The sequence below is a fragment of the Mesorhizobium sp. M7A.F.Ca.CA.001.10.2.1 genome (assembly GCF_003998575.1).
Lineage (GTDB): Bacteria > Pseudomonadota > Alphaproteobacteria > Rhizobiales > Rhizobiaceae > Mesorhizobium.
Genome location: NZ_RZQY01000626.1, coordinates 1 through 3,640 on the forward strand (window position 1 = coordinate 1; position 3,640 = coordinate 3,640).

General features: G+C 63.4%; 3 protein-coding genes and 1 pseudogene. All 4 read right to left on the minus strand.

From position 1 onward, the window contains the following. A pseudogene (locus tag EN964_RS28655) lies at positions 1-214 on the minus strand (hypothetical protein); the annotation flags it as partial. 81 nt (positions 215-295) lie between these two features. Next, complete coding sequence (locus EN964_RS28660; protein WP_127268982.1) at positions 296-1,411, minus strand: substrate-binding domain-containing protein; 1,116 nt, start codon at positions 1,409-1,411, stop codon at positions 296-298. 65 nt (positions 1,412-1,476) lie between these two features. Continuing rightward, complete coding sequence (locus EN964_RS28665; RefSeq protein ID WP_127268981.1) at positions 1,477-2,412, minus strand: SMP-30/gluconolactonase/LRE family protein; 936 nt, start codon at positions 2,410-2,412, stop codon at positions 1,477-1,479. A gap of 28 nt (positions 2,413-2,440) precedes the next feature. Then, positions 2,441-3,496 carry an ABC transporter permease gene (locus tag EN964_RS28670; protein ID WP_027036365.1) on the minus strand — a complete coding sequence of 352 codons (1,056 nt, stop codon included), beginning with the start codon at positions 3,494-3,496 and terminating at the stop codon, positions 2,441-2,443. Between the last annotated feature and the right edge of the window lie 144 nt (positions 3,497-3,640).

A 3,640-nucleotide genomic window follows, 5' to 3' on the forward strand; every position in this document is an offset into this window, starting at 1 on the left:
GGTTGCAGGTGTCCATGTCCCGATAGCGAATGGCCAGCGCCATCGCGTAGGTGGGCGCGCCTTCGTCGCGCGCCGTACCGTCGAGAACGCGCACTTCCTCAGCGCCGGGAAACTGAGTCCAGAGCGGCACCAGCCGGTCCCTGACGAAGCGCCGGAACTCGCTCTCTTGTCCGGGATGGATTTCACCTTCGAAGAGGGCGTAGCGAATGATCATGGCGAGGCTTTCCTGATTGTGTGCTTGTGACGTCTGTCGGCTTGCGGGCGCATCGGGTGATACGCCCGCCTTGGTGCGTGCTTATTTGCCCCAGATTTTCTTGTACTGGTCGCGGTAGCCATTTTCGGGGTCGAAGGCATTCTTCGGGCCACCGTCGAACTCGACATTGTCGGCCGTCACCACATGCAGCGGCGACAGATAGCCCGACCATTTTTCACCGGCGATGGCGCGGTTCAGTTCGTCGACCAGTTGCCAGCCCTGCAGGTTGAGCGGTTCGGCGACCGTCACCTTCTGGAACTGGCCGGCGCGGATGCGCTGATAGGCCGATTCCGAACCGTCGCCGGCGGCGACATTGATCGGCGCGTCCGTGCCGGCCTTGCCGGCGGCGGCCAGAGAAGGTCCCATGAAGTCGAAATAGAGGTCGTTGATCGCCAGCGAGTGCGTCCAGGCATCGCCGTATTTCTGCAGCAGCGACGTGGTCAGCTGCGGCATGCGCTGCGAGGTCTCGGCGATCGGCGTGTCGACATATTCGAGCACCTTGCCGCCCAGCCGCTCGATTTCGGCCTTCATCATGTCGGCCTTGGCGATGGCGATGGCGTAGGTCGAATCGGTGAAGATCACGACGCCGGGTTTGCCCTTGGCATCGGTGTAGGCCCAGTCGGCCGCAGCCGTGGAGACCTGCATGGCGTCGGTCGAGACATTGGCGAAGACGCCGCTCTTTTCGTCAGGTCCGATCACCGGTCCGGCATGCCAGGAAACCAGCGGGATGCCGGCGGCCTTAGCCTGTTCCAGCGCCGGCGCCTGCTCGACAGCGTCGAAACCGTTAATGACGATGCCATTCGGCTTCAACGCCATCGCCTGGCCGAAGGCGGCGGTGCGGCCACCGATCGAGCCGGCGCCGTCGATCACCTTGACCTCCCAGCCGATCGCCTTGGCTGCCTCCTCTACGCCGGTGGTGACGCCCAGAATGCCGCCGTTCTTGAGGTCACCCGCGAGCACGACGATCGTCTTGCCCGGCTGCGCCTTCGGACCGGTGGTCGGGCCGTCCCAGGCGGTTACTTTCTGCGCATATTTTTCGACCACCGCCATGGCGTCGGCCATCGCGTCTGCGCGTGCGTGGCCGGCGAACAGGACTGGAGCAGCGACGGTCGTGGCCATCAAGGCGACGGATGATTTCAGAAGTGTTCTGCGTTGCATGTTGGTACCTCCCCTGGTTTCAAAAAAGTTATCTGGTCTTTCCGGAACTCGATTTCGGCGCCAGGTCACTGGCTGATCTGCCCAGCCACCGGGCTCAGGCCGGCTGGATGCGCGTTGACATAGATGGAATAGAGCGACGTCTGGGCGGTGATGTAGAGGCGGTTGCGCTTCGGACCGCCGAAGCACAGATTGGAGACGATTTCGGGAACCGGGATGCGCCCGATAAGCGTCCCGTCCGGCGCGTAGACGCGAACCGCGTCGGCGCTCGAGGCCCAGATATTGCCATTGCGATCGACGCGGAACCCGTCGAAGAACCCTGCCTCGCATTCGGCCAGCGTGCCGCGCGACCGCAGCGAGCGTCCGTCCGCAGCGACGTCATAGGTCTTGATCGCACGCGGCAGGCCCTGAACATGGCTTGCGCCGGTATCCGACACGTAGAGGATGCTCTCGTCGGGCGAAAAAGCCAGCCCGTTCGGCTGCACCAGATCGGCGATGACCGCACTCACCTCGCCGGTTGCTTCATCGAACCGGTAGACATGCGATGCGCCGATCTCCGGCCGGGCAATCATGCCTTCATAGTGGCTGTCGATGCCGTAGACTGGATCGGTGAACCAGATCGTCCCATCGGATTTGACCACCACATCGTTGGGCGAATTGAGCCGCTTGCCGTCGATGGTTTCGACAAGCGGCTGCCAGCGCCCATCATGTTCGAGCCGGGAGACGCGACGGCCGCGATGCTCGCAGGCGACGACGCGGCCTTGGCCATCGAGCGTGTGGCCGTTCTGGTTGTTGCAAGGGGTTTCGAAGACACTGACCGAACCGTCGCTTTCGTCGTAGCGCAGCAGCCTGTCGTTGGGGATGTCCGACCACAGCAAATGCTTTGCCGCGGGAACATAGACCGGCCCCTCGGCCCAGCGGCTGCCGGTCCACAGCCGTTCGAGCTTGGCATGCCCGATCGTCAGCTTTCGGAAGCGGTCGTCCAGAATCTCGTAGTCGCTCATTTCATGGATCCCGGGATGGTTCGGCTGGTCACTTCGAGGACTGCTCTGCGGTCTTGGTCCTGGCCCTGTGCGCCGCGCCGCGCTTGCGCTGGGCGTAGCCGGCAATACCGATGGCGACGAGCAGCGTCACGCCGTTGAACAGCGGTTCGACGAAGAAAGAGCCGCCGAACTGCTGGATGCCGGAAATGCCGACCGCCAGGATGACGACGCCCGTCATCGTGCCCCAGACATTGACGCGTCCAGGCTTGATGGTGGTCGAGCCGAGAAAGGCGCCGACCAGGGCCGGCAGAAGATATTCCAGCCCGACGCTGGCCTGGCCGATGCGCAGCTTGGAGGCGAGCAGGACGCCTGTCAGTGCCGTCAGGAAACCCGACGAAATGAAGGCGCCGATGACGAAGCGGCGCACCGGAATGCCGTTCAGCGCAGCAGCCTTCGGATTGGCGCCGATGGCATAGACGTAGCGGCCGATCGGCAGATATTCGAGGATGATCCACAGCGAGACGGCAATCGCCAAGACATAGAGGCCGGTGATCGGCAGGCCGAACACCATCGTGCCGTTGAGCGCATAGAAGCCGTCGGGCAACACGCCGACGACCTGCCGCCCGCCAGTGTGCCAGAGCGCCAGAGCGTAGAGCACGGTGCCGGTGCCGAGCGTGGCGATGAAGGAGTCGATGCGGGCGACTTCCACCAGCAGTCCGTTGAGGAAGCCGGTTGCAGCGCCGAGAAGCAGCACGACGATCACCGCCAGCGGCCACGGAACGCCGAACATGGTCTGCAGGCTGATGGCAAGGATGTGCCACAGCACGATGCCGTAGCCGACGGTGAGGTCGATGCGCCCGGACGCCATCGGAATCATCGCCGCGAGCGACAGCAGGGCGATGATCGCCTTGTCGGAGATGATCGAGCGCAAATTGAGCAGGGTCGGAAAGGTGTTCGGCAGCAGGATCGAAAACAACAGGATGAGCAGCGCCGTCAGGATCACCAGCCCGTAGACCGGCAGCAGCCGGACGATCTTCTGCCCCAAAGGCAAACCCGCCATTTCGCCACGGGTTGGTTCAAGTGCACTGGATTCGATCGATTGCATGGGTTCGCTCCCAGAAAATTCAGGCGGCTTCGGAAGCCGATGCCGCAATGATCACGGCGGATGTGGTCAGGTCGTTGCCGGTGAGTTCGCGCACGATCTGTCCGCGCGAAAACACCAAGGCGCGGTGGCAGATATGGGCGATCT